The 15366-nt window shown below is 68.8% G+C and carries 10 protein-coding genes; 6 read left to right on the plus strand and 4 right to left on the minus strand.

Annotation, left to right across the window (positions count from 1 at the left end):
- Positions 1-5: 5 nt before the first annotated feature.
- Positions 6-3914, plus strand: a complete 3909-nt coding sequence (locus ACPUER_RS33745) for a translocation/assembly module TamB domain-containing protein (protein WP_425133210.1) — start codon at positions 6-8, stop codon at positions 3912-3914.
- A gap of 25 nt (positions 3915-3939) precedes the next feature.
- Here ACPUER_RS33745 and ACPUER_RS33750 read toward each other — a convergent pair whose 3' ends face one another.
- The 4 genes from ACPUER_RS33750 to ACPUER_RS33765 form a co-directional block, all read right to left on the minus strand.
- The gene (locus ACPUER_RS33750; RefSeq protein ID WP_425133207.1) at positions 3940-5076 is read right to left on the minus strand and encodes a DNA methyltransferase; all 1137 of its coding nucleotides are present in this window, start codon (positions 5074-5076) and stop codon (positions 3940-3942) included.
- Entirely contained in the window at positions 5060-6268 is a 1209-nt protein-coding gene (locus tag ACPUER_RS33755) for a hypothetical protein (protein ID WP_310138931.1), read from the minus strand. Before ACPUER_RS33755 ends, ACPUER_RS33750 begins: the two co-directional genes overlap by 17 nt.
- A gap of 203 nt (positions 6269-6471) precedes the next feature.
- Positions 6472-8625: a methionine--tRNA ligase gene (metG, locus tag ACPUER_RS33760; protein ID WP_425133208.1), complete on the minus strand. Its 2154-nt coding sequence runs from the start codon at positions 8623-8625 to the stop codon at positions 6472-6474.
- 349 nt (positions 8626-8974) lie between these two features.
- Positions 8975-9619: an OmpA family protein gene (locus tag ACPUER_RS33765; RefSeq protein ID WP_096471514.1), complete on the minus strand. Its 645-nt coding sequence runs from the start codon at positions 9617-9619 to the stop codon at positions 8975-8977.
- Positions 9620-9968: 349 nt separating this feature from the next.
- Here ACPUER_RS33765 and apbC point away from each other — a divergent pair, with 349 nt between their 5' ends.
- The 5 genes from apbC to ACPUER_RS33790 all read left to right on the plus strand — a co-directional run.
- Positions 9969-11060 (plus strand): iron-sulfur cluster carrier protein ApbC, encoded by a 1092-nt coding sequence (apbC, locus tag ACPUER_RS33770; protein ID WP_034178752.1) that lies wholly within the window; start codon positions 9969-9971, stop codon positions 11058-11060.
- A 133-nt stretch (positions 11061-11193) separates the two neighbouring features.
- A complete protein-coding gene (gene sodC, locus ACPUER_RS33775) occupies positions 11194-11730 on the plus strand; it encodes a superoxide dismutase [Cu-Zn] (RefSeq protein WP_175962792.1) in 537 nt (178 codons plus the stop codon).
- A gap of 195 nt (positions 11731-11925) precedes the next feature.
- Entirely contained in the window at positions 11926-12495 is a 570-nt protein-coding gene (gene dcd / locus ACPUER_RS33780; protein ID WP_006398615.1) for a dCTP deaminase, read from the plus strand.
- An 81-nt stretch (positions 12496-12576) separates the two neighbouring features.
- The gene (locus ACPUER_RS33785) at positions 12577-14856 is read left to right on the plus strand and encodes an arginine/lysine/ornithine decarboxylase (RefSeq protein ID WP_034178750.1); all 2280 of its coding nucleotides are present in this window, start codon (positions 12577-12579) and stop codon (positions 14854-14856) included.
- The coding region (locus tag ACPUER_RS33790; protein WP_425133209.1) for a lysozyme inhibitor LprI family protein at positions 14856-15366 on the plus strand (511 nt) is incomplete at its 3' end. The genes ACPUER_RS33785 and ACPUER_RS33790, both read left to right, overlap by 1 nt.

Raw genomic sequence — 15366 nt, forward strand, 5'->3', positions numbered from 1 at the left:
CGGCCGTGCTGCTCGTCGTGCTGGCCGCCGGGCTCGTGCTGGCCGCGGCGACGACCGAGCGCGGCACGCGGCTCGCGTGGCAGGTGGCCGGGCGCGTGCTCGGCGCACGGCTCGCGGGCACGCTCGAAGGCGGCTCGCTTGCGACCGGCGTGCGGTTGCGCGGCTTCGCGTGGACGAGCCCCGACGGCACCGGCACCGAGGTCCGCATCGACCGGCTCGACGGCCGCTGGGCATTGACCCGCGCGCCGTGGCGGCTATCCATCGCCTATCTTCGCGCGGGCACGATCGACGTGCGGATCGCACCGGGCCCGTCGACGCCGAGCACGACGCCGCAGGACCTCAGCCTGCCGCTGCAGTTGCGGATCGACGATCTGCGCGTCGATCACCTCGCGATTCACGACGGCGGATCGACGACGCAGCTCGACCGCCTCGCGCTGAACGGCCGCAGCGACGGCCGTCATCATGAACTCGTGCTCGATAGCGTCGATACGCCGTACGGCGCGCTGACCGCGCGCGCGAAGCTCGACGGCGTGAAGCCGTTCGCGCTGACGGGCGAAGCCACCTACGCGGGCAAGCTGTCCGACGAGCCGGTCGACGCGCGGGCCCGCGTGTCGGGCTCGCTCGAGGCGCTCGTCGCGGACGTCGATGCGAGCGGGATGAAGCTGAGCGGGCGCGCGCACGTCGAGGCCGCGCCGTTCGGCGCGGTGCCGCTCACGCGCGCGTCGCTCGCGTTCGATCACGTGAACCCGCAGGCGCTCGCACCCGGCGCGCCGGCCGCCGATCTCGCGGTGCGCGCGGAGCTCGCGCCCGTGACCGCGCCGGCCGGCGCTGCACCCGCCAAGGGGTTCGCGGTGACGGGCCCCGTGTCGATCGTCAACGCGAAGCCCGGCACGCTCGTCGATCACCTGCTGCCGGTGATCGACGCGCACGCGAACGTGCATCTCGACGCGCACGCGCAGCGGATCGACGATCTCGCGCTGAAGCTGATCCGCGACGGCAGCGTGACGGGCAGCGGCACGCTGACGGGCGGCAAGGGCCGCTTCGACCTGAAGGTCGCGAACCTCGACCTGAACGCATTCGTCGCCGAGTTGCGGCCGATGCGCCTGGGCGGCCCGCTCGGCGTGACGCTCGCGGGCGACGTGACGACCGTCGATTTCGACCTGAACGACCCGAAGCTCGCGCTCGGCGCGCGCGCGAAGGTCGCGCTGACGCCGCAGCAGACCGTGCTGACCGACGCGCGCGTGACTGCGGCCAAGGGTCGTATCGACCTGACGGGCGTGTTTCGCCACGACGCGCACTCGAGCTACGACGCGAAGGCGACGCTGACGGCGTTCGATCCGCTGCTGCTCGCCGCGATGAGCGCGCCGAAGGCCGGCGGCGGCAAGGCGGCCGCCAAGGCAAAGGCGCCGGCCAGGCGCGGCGAGACGCGCGTGTCGGGCACGCTGACCGCGTCGGGCGCGTTTGCGCCGCAGGTGTCGACGAAGGCGACCTTCAAGCTCGGCGACAGCCTGTACGACGGCGTGCCGTTGACCGGCGCCGGCGTCGTGCAACTCGCCGGCTCGCGAATCCTGCCGAGCAACGCAAGCCTGTCGATCGCAGGCAACCACGTCGATTTGCGCGGCAGCTTCGGCGCGCCCGGCGACCGGCTGCGCTTCGTCGTCGACGCGCCGCAGCTCGACCGGCTCGGTTTCGGCGTGGAAGGGCTCGTGCAGGCGCAGGGCGACCTGACCGGCAGCTTCGCGCACCCGAACGTGACGGCCACCTACAAGGCCGAGCGCGTCGTCGTCGGATCGAACCGGATCGGCGCCGCGCAAGGCCGCGCGGACATCCGCGACGGCGCGCACGGCGCACTCGTGTTCACGGCCGACGCGACCGACATCGCGCTCGGCTCGCTGAAGCTGAAATCGCTGCGCGCGAATCTGAACGGCACGCGCGCGAAGCACACGCTCGACGCATCGGCGCTCGGGACGACCGGCGGCCGCGTGATCGACGTGACGCTCGCGGCGAACGGCGGCGTGATCGAGAACCGCGACGGGATGCGCTGGGACGGCACCGTCACGCGCCTTGCGAACCGCGGCACGCCGGCCGTCGCGCTGCAGGCGCCGCTCACCGTGTCGGCCGGCGCCGGCCGCGTGACGCTCGGCGCGACGCGGCTCACGCTCGAAGGCGCGGCGATCGACCTGAAGTCGTTCGTGTTCGATCACGGCCAGATGCGCTCGGCGGGCTCGGTGAGAGGCGCATCGGTCGCACGCTTCTTCGAGGTCCGCCAGGCGCTGACGGGCCAGCGGCCGCCGGTGCGCACCGACGTCGTGCTCGATGCCGACTGGGATTTCTCGCTCGGCGCGAACGCGACGGGCTACGTGCAGGTGAAGCGCCGCGGCGGCGACGTGACGATCGAGAGCGGGCGAGGCATCGCGTCGCTCGGGCTGACCGACCTGTCCGCGCGCGCGAGCTTCGCGCCCGGCAACCGGCTCAACGTGACGGCGCTCGCGAAGGCGAACCGGATCGGCACGCTCGATGCGAACGTCACGGTGCCGTTCGCGCTGCGCGACGGCGTGTTCGGGGTCGTCGACGACGGCCCGCTGTCGGGCCGCATCGACGCCGATATCCCGTCGCTGAAAGCGACCGGCAATCTGTTCGGGCCGAGCTACCTGCTCGGCGGGCGCGCGGCGCTGAAGCTGACGGTCGCCGGCACGCCGGTGAAGCCGAACCTGTCGGGGATGCTGACGGGCGACGACCTGTCCGCGACGCTCGTCGACCAGGGCGTGCAGTTGAAGGACGGCATCGTGCGCGTGAAGCTCTCGGAAAACCTCGTCGAATTCCAGCAGGTCGAGTTCCACGGCGGCGACGGCACGCTGCGCGCGCTCGGCCGCGTGCGCCTCGACGGCGAGGCGCCCGACCTGACCGCGAGCATCGTCGCGGACAAGCTCGAACTGTTCGCGGCGCCGGACCGCAAGCTGTCGCTGTCGGGCAAGGCGACGGTCGCGAACGACGGGCCGCGCGGCGCGCTGTCGATCGACGGCAAGTTCGTCGTCGACCGCGCGCTGTTCGACCTGCCCGAGGAAGCGGCGCCGCACCTGTCCGACGATGTCGTGATCGTGCAGCCGGACGGCACGGTGCGCGGCGAGACGCCGACCGGCACAGCGGTCGCGAAGCCGCCGCCGGCCACGGACAAGCCGGCGCCGTCGCTCGCGCCGCGCGCGAACATCGACATCGGCCTCGGCAACAACTTCCGCTTCAAGGGCCACGGCGCGGATCTCGGGCTGCGCGGCACGATCACCGTGATGAGCGCGCCGGGCGTGCCGCTGCGTGCGGTCGGCAACGTGCGCGTGACCGAAGGATCGACGTACACGGCGTTCGGCCGCAAGCTGGCGATCGAGAACGGCTTCTTCACGTTCAACGGGCCCGTGTCGAACCCGGGCGTCAACATCCTCGCGATGCGGCGCAACCAGGAGGTCGAGGCCGGCGTGCAGGTGACGGGCATGATCCAGTCGTCGACGGTCAAGCTCGTGTCCGAGCCGAACGTCACCGACAACGAGAAGCTGTCGTGGCTGCTGTTCGGGCACGGCACCGACCAGGGCAACAACGTCGGCCAGCAGGGCGCGATGACGGCCGCGCTCGCGCTGCTCGGCAGCGCGACCGGCAAGCGCGTCGCGCAGACCATCGGCCTCGACGAATTCTCGATCGGCCGCAGCGACGTCGGCCTGACCGATCCCCAGGTCGTGCAGGTGTCGAAGGCGATCAACGAGCGCTTCGTGCTCGGCTACGAGCAGGGGCTGCAGTCGGCCAGCAACGCGTTCAAGGCGACGATCAACCTGACGCGCTTCTGGTCGGTGTCCGCGTACGGCGGCACGTTCCAGGGCGTCGACCTGAACTACACGCGGCGCTTCGATCGCTGGTTCGGGCAGCGGTGATCAAGGGGCGCGCTCCGGCCCCCGCTCAGCCCGACGCGCCCGGCCTCGGGTCGGCGCGCAGGCATGCGTCGAAGGCTTCGCGCGTAGCGGCGACCGTCACGTCGACCTGCAGCCAGCGGCCGCGTGCATCAAGCCGCCGTGCGCGGAAGTAGTGGCGGTATTGCAGCGCGGCAGCCGCGACCGGCGGCGTCACCCGCGCATTCCACGATTCGATCGAGAAGCCGTCGGCGTCGAGCCATTGCAGCAGCCGTGACAGATCCGCATCGTCGGGCGGCACGACGAGGTCGACGTCGTTCAGCGGCGCAGCGGCGGCATCGTCCGCTGCCGCCGCGAGCCGTTGCGCGAAGCCGCCGATCACCGCGAACGCGAAGCCCTCCCACGTCAGCGCGGCCACCAGCGCGCGGGCTGCGTCGACGTCACTCGCGAGCGGCGCCTTGCGGCACACGAGCGCGTATTCATGCGTGCGGTCGGTGGCGCCGGCGCCGTGCGGCGCCGGGCCGTCGGCGCGTTCGTAGATCAGCACGCGTTCGTCGTGCAACACGAAGCGCTCGCCGAGCAATCGCGCGACATCCCATGCCAGCGGCACGAACCGGCCGCCGACCCGCAGGTTCTGCGCCATCGCGATGCACCAGCCGCCCGGCTCGAGCAGCGCATGCACGCCGGCGAACACGTTGCGCATCCGCTCGAGATACGGCGCATAGCAATCGACGCCGTACAGTTGCCCGTCGCGCGGGCTGTCGGGCAACCCCGTGCAGCCGAAGTAGGGCACGCTCGTCAGGCACAGCGTGAACGGGCCGCCGGCGCGGCGTGCCGCGGCCTGCGTCGCGTCGCTCGACAGGTCGCCGGCCAGCACCGGATAGCGGGCGGGTGGCGCGCCCGTGCGCGCGAGTCGTTCGCGTGCGAATGCGACGCGCGCCGGGTCGATCTCGACGCCGAGCGCCGGCACGCCGCATCGCGCGGCGGCGACGAGCGTCGTGCCGAAGCCGCCGAACGGATCGACGATCCAGCCGCCCGGCGTCGCGTGGCTGCCGATGAATGGCATCATCTGCTCGACCCAGCCGCAATCGCGCGCGGCAAACGCATCCCGCGCGCGCAGGTCGGCGGGCAGGGTGGTGTCGGCGGCCTCGTCGGTCAGGCGCAGCCAGCTAGTCACGACGGTCATCGTTGCTCCACAGGATGTCGCGCGCCGGATGCCAGCCGGCGCACAGGTTGCCGTTCGGGTGGAACACGAGCTTGTACACGGCATCGCGCAACTCGTGCTCGCGCATCGCGCCGTAGTCGGACGTCTCGAACACGACCTCGAAGCCGTCGCGATGCGTCCAGCGCGCATTCCAGAAGTAGTAGCCGCCCGTCAGCGCGATCGGTTCGTACTGCGCGGAAAACGCGGCGTCCGCCGCGCAGGCGAGCAGCAGCGCGTCGATCGGAACGCGCGTGCGGTCGATGTAGCGCCGCGTCGCGTTGTGCCGATAGGTGTCGGGCAGCGCGGAGAACTCGCGGAAGATCACCGAGCGGGCCCCGAGCGCGCGTGCATGGGCCAGATAGCGGAGCACGTCCGCCGGCGTCTCGATGCCGCCGCGCTGCACGATGCAGACGAGCTTGACCGGAAAGTGCGCGCGCGCGGCGGCAAATGCCGTTTCGAACGCGTGCTGGTGCCTCACGTGCCGGCCTGGCCGAAAGCGCATGATCGACTGGTTCACGTCTTCGCGGTCGTGATGACGCGACCATTCGAGCCATGAGATGCCGAAGTCCGCGAGGGCCGGCAGCAGCGCGTCGCCGTGTTCGACGAGCCCGGCGCCGTTTGTGTACAGCACGCTGCCGGTTGCGTCCGGACCGTCGTCGCCGGCCGCGCCGAGCGTCGCGACGAGCGACAGCAGCCAGCGCGGATCGTCCGTGTTCTCGAGCCCGGACAGCGAGTACGACAGCGGCACGCCGCGCAGGGTGCTCAGCGCACGCCGCAGCGTGTCGAAATAGTCGGCCGCCGGGCGCAGGCCTGCCGCTACCGGGCCCGACGCGGTTTCGTCGACCAGCGTTTCCGAGCAGAACCGGCAACGCGCGGAGCAGGGCTGCGCCGCCGCGTACGGCGTGAACGTGAGCGGCTGCGCGAAGCGGATCGTTCGGCCGGCAACGGTATGGACATGCCAGCGGCGGCTGTCGTCGGCGGGCGGCTCGCGCAACGCGAGCCACGCGAAGCGCCGGGCGAGCGTGTCGAACGCGCGGCTGCGCGCGACGAGCGGCGCGACGGCGTTGGCGTGCGCGATCGGCACGAGCGGAATCGTGATCGGGGCGCGGGCACGGCTCGCGCGCGGCGAAGCACGCGTGCGTTCCGCTGGCGGGGCGTCGGAAGTGTGTGTCATGTCGTTATTCTTGGGTGGGGCCTGCCGCCACGGCCTGGGTGGACCGCTGGATGCGGTCTTCGGAATCCGGCGGGCCCGATGTCGTCGCCATGTTAGCCGAACTCGCGCGCTGCGCGTCGGGCGGTGCTGCGCGCGCCACGCCATGAAAAAAAGCCCCGCACGTATCGTGCGAGGCTTTCTTCTCAAGCAGTGGCGTGTGCTGCTTACTTCACGCGCATGCCGGGCTTCGCGCCGCTGTGCGGCTCGAGGATGTAGAGGCCCGGCTCGGACTTCTCGTCGGTTGCCGACGCCGCGAGCACCATCCCTTCGGACAGGCCGAACTTCATCTTGCGCGGCGCGAGGTTCGCGACCATCACCGTCAGCTTGCCGACGAGCTGCTCGGGCTGGTACGCGGACTTGATGCCCGAGAACACGTTGCGGGTCTTTTCCTCGCCGATGTCGAGCGTGAGCTGCAGCAGCTTGTCCGAGCCTTCGACGGCCTGGCACGCGACGATCTTCGCGATGCGCAGGTCGATCTTCGCGAAATCGTCGATCGAGATGGGGGCGTCGTCGGCGCCGTTCACGACGGCCGGCTTCGCGTTCGCCTTGGCGTTCTTCGCATTCTTCGAGTCCTTCGCGGCGTTCGCGCTTGCAGCAGCCGCGTCGGCCTGCAGCGAATCGCGGTTCGCGGCGAGCAGCGCGTCGATCTGCTTCGCGTCGACGCGCGTCATCAGGTGCTGGTATGCCTTGATCGGCTGTTCCGACGACAGCGGCTTCGCGGCATCGGCCCACGCGAGCGGCGCGACGCCGAAGAACGCCTCGACGGATTCGGCGACGCGCGGCATCACCGGCTTCAGCGCGAGCGACAGCAGGCGGAACGCCTCGAGGCTCACGCTGCAGGTTTCGTGCAGCGCGACCGCGTTGGCCGGATCCTTTGCGAGCTCCCACGGCTTCGCGCCGTCGACGTACGCGTTCACGTCGTCCGCGAGCTCCATCGTGTGGCGCAGCGCGCGGCTGTATTCGCGTGCTTCGTAGTTCGCGGCGATCGCGGGAATCGCATCGCGCAGCTTCGCGACGAGCGGATGGTTCATCGCGCTGTCCTGCACGCGGCCGTCGAAGCGCTTGAGCAGGAAGCCGGCCGCGCGGCTCGCGATGTTCACGTACTTGCCGACGAGGTCGCTGTTCACGCGCGCCTGGAAGTCGTCGAGGTTCAGGTCGATGTCTTCCATCGTCGCGTTCAGCTTCGCGGCGAAGTAGTAGCGCAGCCACTCGGGGTTCAGGCCCGTGTCGATGTAGCTCTGCGCGGTGATGAACGTGCCGCGCGACTTCGACATCTTCGCGCCGTCGACCGTCAGGAAGCCGTGCGCGAACACGTTGGTCGGCGTGCGGTGGCCCGAGAACTCGAGCATCGCGGGCCAGAACAGCGTGTGGAAGTACAGGATGTCCTTGCCGATGAAGTGGTACTGCTCGGCCTTCGAGCCCGCGCGGATCCACGCGTCGAAATCGATGCCGTTGCGGTCGCACAGGTTCTTGAAGCTCGCGTAGTAGCCGACCGGCGCGTCGAGCCACACGTAGAAATACTTGCCGGGCGCGCCCGGGATCTCGAAGCCGAAGTACGGCGCGTCACGCGAGATGTCCCAGTCGGCGAGCTTGGCCTCGCCGGCGTCGCCGAGCCATTCGCGCATCTTGTTGGTCGCTTCGGGCTGCGCGAGGCCGCTCACCCATTCGCGCAGGAACGTCTCGCAGCGCGGGTCGGACAGGCGGAAGAAGTAGTGCTTCGACGTCTTGCGCACCGGCGTTGCACCCGACACCACCGAATACGGGTTCAGCAGCTCGGTCGGCAGGTAGGTCGAGCCGCACACCTCGCAGTTGTCGCCGTACTGGTCCTTCGCGTGGCACTTCGGGCACTCGCCCTTGATGAAGCGGTCCGGCAGGAACATTTCCTTGACCGGGTCGTACGCCTGCTCGATCTCGCGTTCGGCGATCAGGCCGGCTTCCCGCAGCGCGAGGTAGATCTGCTCGCTCAGCACGCGGTTCTCGTCCGAGTCGGTCGAGTAGAAGTTGTCGAACGACACGCCGAAGCTGTCGAAGTCGCGCTTGTGCTCGGTCCAGACGCGGTCGATCAACTGCTTCGGGCTCAGGCCTTCCTTCTCCGCGCGCAGCATGATCGGCGTGCCGTGCGTGTCGTCGGCCCCGATGTAGTAGACCTCGTGACCGTGCATTCGCAGCGTCCGCACCCAGATGTCGGTCTGGATGTATTCGACCAGGTGGCCGATGTGGATCTGCCCATTGGCATAGGGCAGTGCGGACGTAACGAGGATCTGGCGCGCGCCTTGCGGCGCCGCAGCCTGCACGGAAGTGAGGTCGGTTGCGGACATAAGGTCTGTAGAGGAACGGCGGAAATACGACGGGAAACTGCGATTCTAGCAGGGGCGCGGGCCGGGGAGGCGGGCCGGCGCCGCGTGGCGGGCGCCGGAACCGGCGGTGCTGCTGCGCTGCAGCATGAATTCTGCAGGCAAAAAAAACCGGGGCGGATACGGCCCCGGAGCAACAACGACAAGAGGAGAATGGTGACGCGCCGGCAACTCCCAGCCGCGTACCGTAAATACTGACCACGGCCCGCGACGGAAGTTCGAAATTTTTTTCGATTTGTTACCGGCCCCGACGGAAGCCTTGTCCCGCGGGGCTGCGCGGGCGGCGTGCCCGCGTCTTCCCCTCGTCGTGCGCTTATTGCGCCTGCGCTGCACGCAGGTAGATTTCGACGCGGCGGTTCTGTGCGCGGCCGGCTTCGGTCGCGTTGTCCGCGATCGGGTTCGACGGGCCCATGCCCTGCGCCGACAGGCGGCCGGCGTTGACGCCGCGCTGCGCGAGCGCGTTCACGACGCTTTGCGCGCGGTTCTGCGACAGCGTCTGGTTCAGCTGCGCCGAGCCCGTGCTGTCCGTGTAGCCGACGACCGATGCCGTCACTTGCGGGTTCTGGTTCAGCGTCGTCGCCAGGTCGTTCAGCAGCGGCGTGAATGCCGGCGTGATCGCGTACTGGTTCGTCGCGAACGTCACCGAGCTCGGCACGTTCAGCTTCAGCGAGCCGTCCGGCTGCTCGGTCACCTGCGTGCCCGTCTGCGCTGCCGACGGCGCGAGCTTGTTCCTGATCGCCTGCCAGTTGTAACCCGTCACGCCGCCGACCAGCGCGCCGACGCCCGCGCCGATCGCCGCGCCCTTGCCGCCGCCCGCCAGTGCGCCGATGCCCGCGCCCAGTGCCGCACCCGTGCCGGTACCGACGGCCGTGTTGGTGCCTTGCGGCGATGCGCAGCCGGCCAGCACTGCACCGGCCAGGGCGAAGACGGACAGGCGAGTCGCGATTTTCATGTTCATCTTGGATTCCTCTCTTGGTTGAACGAGTCGACAACGACAACTACAGTTACGGCTCCCCGCACAGGCCGCCCGAAAAAGGAGGGCGGGCCCGGCGCTCGCGGCAGCCGCCGAGGCGGCCGCATGCCCTGTCCGTCAACATGGCTGTTCGGACAGCGCGACGCGTCAGCCTCTACAATATAGGCGGTTAGTGGCCGATTTGGCCCCATAGCGTGCCGCACGCGAAGAGTGCGCCGGGTCGCGCGTTCGCGCAATGGCATGCAACAGATTCTTTCACTTTTCCCGATTTTCGCAGCGTAATTTGATATTTTTTGACGTTTGCGCGCGAGAAAAACGTTTTCACGGAGTTTCGATGAGCATTGACCGGGCACAAGTCGACGCCGCACTGGCGGCTGTCGTCGACCCCAATACCGGCCGGCCGTATGCGGCGAACAAGGGCGTGCGCAACGTCGCGATCGACGGCGATGTCGTGGCGCTCGACGTGGTGCTCGGTTATCCCGCGCGCAGCCAGCACGACGACGTGCGCGCACGCGTTGCGGCGGCGCTCCAGGCAGTGCCGGGCGTGCGCGACGCGCGCGTCGCCGTGTCGCAGGAGATCGTCGCGCACACGGTGCAGCGCGGCGTGAAGCTGCTGCCGAACGTGAAGAACATCGTCGCGGTGGCGTCGGGCAAGGGCGGCGTCGGCAAGAGCACGACGGCCGTGAACCTCGCGCTCGCGCTCGCCGCGGAAGGCGCATCGGTCGGCATTCTCGACGCCGACATCTATGGCCCGTCGCTGCCGACGATGCTCGGCATCCACGGCCAGCGCCCCGAGTCGCCCGACAACCAGTCGATGAACCCGCTCGTCGGTCACGGGCTGCAGGCGAACTCGATCGGCTTCCTGATCGAGGAAGACAACCCGATGGTGTGGCGCGGCCCGATGGCGACCTCCGCGCTCGAGCAGTTGCTGCGCCAGACCAACTGGCGCGAGCTCGACTACCTGATCGTCGACATGCCGCCCGGCACGGGCGACATCCAGCTGACGCTCGCGCAGCGCGTGCCCGTCACGGGCGCGGTGATCGTCACGACGCCGCAGGACATCGCGCTGCTCGACGCGAAGAAGGGCCTGAAGATGTTCGAGAAGGTCGGGATTCCGATCCTCGGCATCGTCGAGAACATGAGCATCCACATCTGCTCGAACTGCGGCCACGAGGAGCATATCTTCGGCGCCGGCGGGGCCGAGCGGATGGCGAAGGACTACGATGTGAACGTGCTCGGCAGCCTGCCGCTCGACATCGCGATCCGCGAGCGGGCCGACAGCGGCACGCCGACGGTCGCGGCCGATCCGGACGGCGCGCTGGCGCGTCGCTACCGCGACATCGCACGCGGGGTCGCGCTGGCGATTGCCGAGCGCGCGCGCGACATGACGTCGAAGTTCCCAACCATCGTTGTTCAAAATACGTAAAACCCTTGCGGGGCGGGGCCTCACGCTGTTTACGGCGCCGCGAGGCGCGGTATCATGGCGACTTTTCCCGGGTCCCTTTACCCGCCCGGCATGGCCGCCGTGTCAAACGGCCGTCAGCCGGCATGAGGATCGAATGAAACAACGACATCACGGGGTGCGCGCCGGCCGCGCGCGGCACGCGCTGCTGGCCGTCGCCGCGCTGGGCCTGCTGGCCGGCTGCACCTCCTTTTCCTCGTCGCACGAAAAACGGGCCGACGCACAACTGCAGCCGACGGTCGGTTCGCAGGCGCGCGGCGCGGTGACGTTCGTCGAGCGTCCGGACGGCGTCCAGGTCACCTACAACCTGGTCGGCCTGCCGCCGAACAGCGATCACGCGCTGCAGGTGCACGAGCGCGGCGACTGCAACGCGGGCGACGGCTCGAGCGCCGGCCAGGTGTTCGCGCCGGCCGCCGACCGTCTGCGCGCGGGCGCCCGCGTCGCCGGCGACCTCGGCAACATCCATGCGGATGCGAACGGTGTCGCGGCCGGCTTCATCGTCGCTCCCGATCTGGCCCTCGATGGCGTGCGCTCGGCGATGAGCCGCTCGGCGCTGGTGCACCGCGACCCGAGCGATCCCGCGTTTGCGCAGCATGGCGCGGGGCCCGCGCTCGCCTGCGGCGTGATCCGCTGACGGCTGCCGCGTGCGCGGGCCGATGATCGCGTAAAATGTCCGCCTTTCCCGGCCGCCGCCTCGCGCGAGCGGCCCTCCCTGACTGTCACGCAGCGTTTCCTGGCGCCCCGATATGAATCGACCCTCACGCTCACTTTGTTCGCTGCCCTCCGAGGGGGCGGTCAGCCTCCTTGGGACGGCCCGGCGGAGGCTGACATGAGCATCAAGTCCGACAAGTGGATTCGGCGCATGGCCGAAGAGCACAAGATGATCGAGCCGTTCGTGCCCGATCAGGTTCGCGCGTCCGAGGACGGCCGCCGGATCGTCAGCTACGGCACGTCGAGCTATGGCTACGACATCCGCTGCGCAGACGAATTCAAGATCTTCACGAACATCAACTCGACGATCGTCGATCCGAAGAACTTCGACGAGGGTTCGTTTGTCGATTTCAAGGGCGACGTGTGCATCATCCCGCCGAACTCGTTCGCGCTGGCCCGCACCGTCGAATATTTCCGCATCCCGCGCACCGTGCTGACGGTCTGCCTCGGCAAGTCGACCTATGCGCGCTGCGGGATCATCGTCAACGTGACGCCGTTCGAGCCCGAGTGGGAAGGCTACGTCACGCTGGAATTCTCGAACACCACGCCGCTGCCCGCGAAGATCTACGCGAACGAAGGCGTCGCGCAGGTGCTCTTCTTCGAGAGCGACGAAGTGTGCGACGTGTCGTACGCCGATCGCGGCGGCAAGTATCAGGGGCAGCGCGGTGTCACGCTGCCGAAAACCTGATCTGGTTGCATATCGTCTCACCAGTTTCCGGGTGACCGCTGCGCGTGACGCGCCGCGGTCGTTCTTTTTGGAGAATCGCCCATGAAGTTTCGTTTCCCCGTCGTCATCATCGACGAAGATTTCCGCTCCGAGAACATCTCGGGCTCCGGCATCCGGGCGTTGGCCGAAGCGATCGAGAAAGAGGGCGTCGAAGTCCTCGGCCTCACGAGCTACGGCGATCTGACGTCGTTCGCGCAGCAGTCGAGCCGCGCGTCGTGCTTCATCCTGTCGATCGACGACGACGAACTCATGCTCGGCGAAACCGGCCCGGACGGCGAGCTGCCCGAGCTCGCGACCGCGATCATCGAGCTGCGCGCGTTCGTCACCGAAGTGCGCCGCCGCAACGCGGACATCCCGATCTTCCTGTACGGCGAGACGCGTACGTCGCGGCATCTGCCGAACGACATCCTGCGCGAGCTGCACGGCTTCATCCACATGTTCGAGGACACGCCGGAGTTCGTCGCGCGCCACATCATCCGCGAGGCGAAGGTCTATCTCGACTCGCTCGCGCCGCCGTTCTTCAAGGAACTCGTCAAGTACGCGGACGAAGGCTCGTACTCGTGGCACTGCCCGGGCCACTCGGGCGGCGTCGCGTTCCTGAAGAACCCGCTCGGCCAGATGTTCCACCAGTTCTTCGGCGAGAACATGCTGCGCGCGGACGTCTGCAACGCGGTGGACGAACTCGGCCAACTGCTCGATCACACGGGCCCGGTCGCGGCGTCCGAGCGCAATGCGGCGCGCATCTTCAGCGCCGATCACCTGTTCTTCGTGACCAACGGCACGTCGACGTCGAACAAGATCGTCTGGCACGCGACGGTCGCGCCCGGCGACATCGTGCTGGTCGACCGCAACTGCCACAAGTCGATCCTGCACGCGATCACGATGACGGGCGCGATTCCGGTGTTCCTGACGCCGACGCGCAACCATTTCGGCATCATCGGGCCGATCCCGCGCGACGAATTCAAGCCGGAGAACATCCGCAAGAAGATCGAGGCGAACCCGTTCGCGCGCGAGGCGCTGCGCGAGAACCCGGACATGAAGCCGCGAATCCTGACGATCACGCAGAGCACGTACGACGGCGTCGTCTACAACGTCGAGATGATCAAGGACCTGCTCGGCGACCTGCTCGACACGCTGCACTTCGACGAAGCGTGGCTGCCGCACGCGACGTTCCACGATTTCTATCGCGACATGCACGCGATCGGCGACGGCCGCCCGCGCACGGGCGCGCTCGTGTTCGCGACGCACTCGACGCACAAGCTGCTCGCCGGCATCTCGCAGGCGTCGCAGATCGTCGTGCAGGATTCGGAGAACCGCACGTTCGACAAGCACCGCTTCAACGAGGCGTACCTGATGCATACGTCGACGAGCCCGCAGTACGCGATCATCGCGTCGTGCGACGTCGCGGCCGCGATGATGGAGCCGCCGGGCGGCACCGCGCTCGTCGAGGAATCGATCGCGGAAGCGATCGACTTCCGCCGCGCGATGCGCAAGGTCGACGCCGAATACGGCGACGACTGGTTCTTCAGCGTGTGGGGCCCGGACAACCTGTCGGAAGAAGGCATCGGTTCGCGCGACGACTGGATGCTGAAGCCGAACGACCACTGGCATGGCTTCGGCCCGCTCGCGGAAGGCTTCAACATGCTCGACCCGATCAAGGCGACGATCATCACGCCGGGGCTCGACGTCGACGGCGAGTTCGGCGAGACGGGCATTCCGGCCGCGATCGTCACGAAGTACCTGGCCGAGCACGGGATCATCGTCGAGAAGACCGGCCTGTACTCGTTCTTCATCATGTTCACGATCGGCATCACGAAGGGCCGCTGGAACTCGATGGTGACCGAGCTGCAGCAGTTCAAGGACGACTATGACAACAACCAGCCGCTGTGGCGCGTGCTGCCGGAATTCGTCGCGCAGCATCCGCGCTACGAGCGCGTCGGCCTGCGCGACCTGTGCACGCAGATCCACGACGTGTACCGCGCGAACGACATCGCACGCCTGACGACCGAGATGTACCTGTCGGACATGGAACCGGCGATGAAGCCGTCGGACGCGTTCGCGAAGCTCGCGCACCGCAAGATCGACCGCGTGCCGCTCGACGAGCTCGAAGGCCGCGTGACGAGCATCCTGCTGACGCCGTACCCGCCGGGCATTCCGCTGCTGATCCCGGGCGAGCGCTTCAACAAGACGATCGTGAACTACCTGCGGTTCGCGCGCGACTTCAACGAGCGTTTCCCGGGCTTCCACACCGACATCCACGGCCTCGTCGCGGAAGAGGTGAACGGCCGCGTCGAGTACTACGTCGACTGCGTGCGCGACTGATGGCGACGCACGGACGATTCCGGGCGATGCGCGTGGCAGTGGCCGCGCTCGTCGTCTGGGCGGCAGGGGTGGCGGGGCTGGCGGGGCCGGGCGTCGCACACGCGGAAGTCGCGGCGGCCGACCCGATCGACGTCGCGATGCGGCAATGCCTCGCGCGGCGCGACCGGTCGTCGACGGCCGGCCAGATCCAGTGCATGGGCGAAGCGCAGCAGCAGTGGCAGGCGGTGATGGACGGCGCGTACCAGCGCCTGTTGAAGGATGCGCCGGCCGATGCGAAGCGCGGCTGGCAGGACAGCCAGCGCCGCTGGGTCACGTGGCGCAAGGATGAAGTCCTTCTGCTGAAGGCCGTGTACGACACGACGCGCGGCACCGCGTACACGATGTCGAGCGCCGACATGCAGTTGCAGCCCGTGCGCGATCGCGCGCTGGCGCTGCGCGGCGCGGCCGATCGTTATGCGCCGCCGCCCGCCGCCGTACCGATCGCGGCCACGAGCGGCACGAGCGCGGCCG

This window comes from Burkholderia sp. DN3021 (assembly GCF_049805555.1).
GTDB classification, from domain to species: Bacteria; Pseudomonadota; Gammaproteobacteria; order Burkholderiales; family Burkholderiaceae; genus Burkholderia; species Burkholderia pyrrocinia_C.

Excerpts from the sequence above, each read along its gene's own strand:
- ACPUER_RS33750 (WP_425133207.1), bottom strand. The coding sequence starts at position 5,076 with ATGACCGTCGTGACTAGCTGGCTGCGCCTGACCGACGAGGCCGCCGAC.
- ACPUER_RS33755 (WP_310138931.1), bottom strand. The coding sequence starts at position 6,268 with ATGACACACACTTCCGACGCCCCGCCAGCGGAACGCACGCGTGCTTCG.
- metG (WP_425133208.1), bottom strand. The coding sequence starts at position 8,625 with ATGTCCGCAACCGACCTCACTTCCGTGCAGGCTGCGGCGCCGCAAGGC.
- ACPUER_RS33765 (WP_096471514.1), bottom strand. The coding sequence starts at position 9,619 with ATGAACATGAAAATCGCGACTCGCCTGTCCGTCTTCGCCCTGGCCGGT.
- apbC (WP_034178752.1), top strand. The coding sequence starts at position 9,969 with ATGAGCATTGACCGGGCACAAGTCGACGCCGCACTGGCGGCTGTCGTC.
- sodC (WP_175962792.1), top strand. The coding sequence starts at position 11,194 with ATGAAACAACGACATCACGGGGTGCGCGCCGGCCGCGCGCGGCACGCG.
- dcd (WP_006398615.1), top strand. The coding sequence starts at position 11,926 with ATGAGCATCAAGTCCGACAAGTGGATTCGGCGCATGGCCGAAGAGCAC.
- ACPUER_RS33785 (WP_034178750.1), top strand. The coding sequence starts at position 12,577 with ATGAAGTTTCGTTTCCCCGTCGTCATCATCGACGAAGATTTCCGCTCC.